This is a genomic window from Streptomyces sp. UH6 (assembly GCF_013421635.1).
In the GTDB taxonomy this organism is placed as follows: domain Bacteria; phylum Actinomycetota; class Actinomycetes; order Streptomycetales; family Streptomycetaceae; genus Streptomyces; species Streptomyces abyssomicinicus.
The window spans coordinates 1-2347 of record NZ_JACADT010000897.1 but is presented as its reverse complement, the minus strand read 5'-3'; the positions used below and the strand labels follow the sequence as shown (position 1 = coordinate 2347).

Genomic DNA, 2347 nt, shown 5'->3' with positions numbered 1-2347 from the left:
CCTCGGGAGCCGGCCTGGGGGCCGGGCGGCTCATCACCATCTGCGGGTCGAACATCACCACGACCCCGGCCAGCAGCAGGAAGGCGAGCGGACCCGCCAGCATCGGGCCGATCAGCGCGCCGGCCGCGTCGCCCGGCGGGAGAACGGCGGCGTCGTCGTGCAGGTGGACGGTGGCGGCGGCCATGCCGGTGTAGTGCATGCCGGTGACCGCGAGGCCCATCACCAGGCTGGCGCCCACGCTCCACAGCAGCCCGCGGACCTGGCTGGCCGCCCACAGGGCACTGGTGGCGGCGACCATCCCGATCAGGACGGACAGGGCGACGGTCGGGGTGTCGTACCGCAGTTCGCCGTGGAACCGCATGCCGGCCATGCCCAGGTAGTGCATGGAGGCTATGCCGAGTCCGGTGAGCGTGCCCCCGGTGAACAGGGCGGTGCCGGTGGCGTTCCAGTAGCCGACCAGGAAGGTCCCGATGCCGACCATGACGATCGCCACCGCGAGGCTGGCGAAGGTGGTCGGCAGGTCGTAGTCGACCGGCGTCCCGCCGACCGAGAAGCCGGTCATGGCGATGAAGTGCATCGTCCAGATGCCGGAGCCTATGGCGGCGGACCCGAGGGCCAGCCAGCCGGCCCGGCGGCGTCCCACCAGGAGTGCCCGGGTGGTGCAGCGCAACCCGAGCGCGCCACCGAGGCAGGCCATCACGTAGGCCGCCACCGGTGTGATCAGCCCGTGACTGAAACCGTCGACCGTGCCCTGCATGCGCGGCTTCCCTTCCGCCCCGTGTCGTCCGTGTCGGCGCGTCGTGCCCGTGGTGCCCGTGCTGTCCGCCGTGCCCGCCGTGCCCGTGGTGCCCGGAACCTGTGCGAGCGGCCGGGTACCGGTGGGGAGAGTATGACTCTCACCTGATGGGACCAACGATTCTGCGTCAAAGAATCACATCGTCGACCCACTTGTGGGGCACCGGCGAGCGGACTTGGGCACTCGGCGTCGTTCCACGCCCTTCCGGCATCCACGCCGCGCGCACTCTCTGCTGTCACTCTGGAACCGTCCGTGCCAGTCGACGCGAGGAGAACGCATGCACGCGCGCGCAGTCGCCGCGACCGCCTCGGCACTCCTGGGCCTCGTCGCCCTCCTGCTTCCGGTCCCCGGCGCCCGCGCCGATCACGAGGCCGGACGCCCTGCGGTGATCGCCCATCGGGGCGCCTCCGCCCTGGCGCCCGAGAATACGCTGGCCGCCGTCGACCGGGCGCGCCGACTGGGCTTCACCTGGGTGGAGAACGACGTGCAGCGCACCAAGGACGGCGTGCTGGTGGTCCTTCACGACGCCGGGCTGGCCCGCACCACCGACGTGGAGCGGGTCTTCCCCGGCCGCTCGCCGTGGCGGGTGCGGGACTTCACGGCGGCCGAGATCGCGCGGCTGGACGCGGGCAGCTGGTTCGGCCCGCGGTTCGCCGGTACGCGCGTGCCGACCCTGCGGCAGTACCTGGCCCGGTTGGAGCGCAACCGGCAGAGCCTGCTGCTGGAGATCAAGAACCCCGAGCTCTACCCGGGCATCGGCCACCAGGTGCTGCGGGAGCTGGGGCGGGCCGGCTGGCTGGACCGCCGGCACCTGTCACGGCTGGTGATCCAGAGCTTCCACGCGCCCACCATCCGCACGGTGCACCGGCTGCGCCCGGCCGTGCGGACCGCGGTGCTGGGCTCCCCCACCATCGCCGAGCTGCGCACGTACGCGCGCTTCACGGACCAGATCAACCCGCAGCACCTGAGGCTCACGGTCGGCTACGTGGCCGCGGTGCAGCGGCTGCGCGGACCGCACGGCAGACCGGTCGAGGTGTGCGCGTGGACCGTGGACCGCCCGGTCGACGCCCTGCTGGCGGCGGGCTACGGCGTCGACTGCCTGATCACCAACCGGCCGGACGTGGTGCGCAGGGCGCTGTCGGCCTTCTGGACCTCCCCGTGACGAGCCGCGCTGTCGGTGGCGCGTCGTAACGTGAACGCATGGACAACTCCGTGCGGGACGGGACGGGCGACGGGCGGGTCGTCTGGGACGTCGTCGACGGTCCGATCGGGCCGCTGCTTCTCCTCGCGACGCCGCGGGGGCTCGCGGGCGTGGTGTTCCACGCCCGGCCCGAGGTGTGCGAGCGGTTCCTCGGCCGGGCCACCGCCCGGCTGGGCGTCCCGCCCGAGCGGGATCCGCGCGCGCCGCTGCTGGCGGAGGCGATACGGCAGCTCACCGCGTACCTGTCCGGCGGGCTGCGGGAGTTCTCCCTGCCGCTGGACTGGTCGCTGCTGCCCGGTGAGGCCGGCTTCAACGGGCGGGTGCTGCGGGAACTGGCGGCGTCGGTCCCC

The 2347-nt window shown here is 73.1% G+C and carries 2 protein-coding genes and 1 pseudogene; 2 read left to right on the top strand and 1 reads right to left on the bottom strand.

Going from position 1 to position 2347, the window contains the following annotated elements; translation table 11 throughout:
- Positions 1-757 (bottom strand): MHYT domain-containing protein (locus tag HW445_RS27300; protein ID WP_180223543.1); only part of this gene is annotated, 757 nt, incomplete at its 3' end.
- Between the two features lie 316 nt (positions 758-1073).
- Here HW445_RS27300 and HW445_RS27295 point away from each other — a divergent pair.
- Together HW445_RS27295 and HW445_RS27290 are read left to right on the top strand one after the other, a co-directional pair.
- Complete coding sequence (locus HW445_RS27295; protein ID WP_180223542.1) at positions 1074-1958, top strand: glycerophosphodiester phosphodiesterase family protein; 885 nt, start codon at positions 1074-1076, stop codon at positions 1956-1958.
- 38 nt (positions 1959-1996) lie between these two features.
- Positions 1997-2347 (top strand): annotated as a pseudogene (locus HW445_RS27290) (methylated-DNA--[protein]-cysteine S-methyltransferase); the annotation flags it as partial.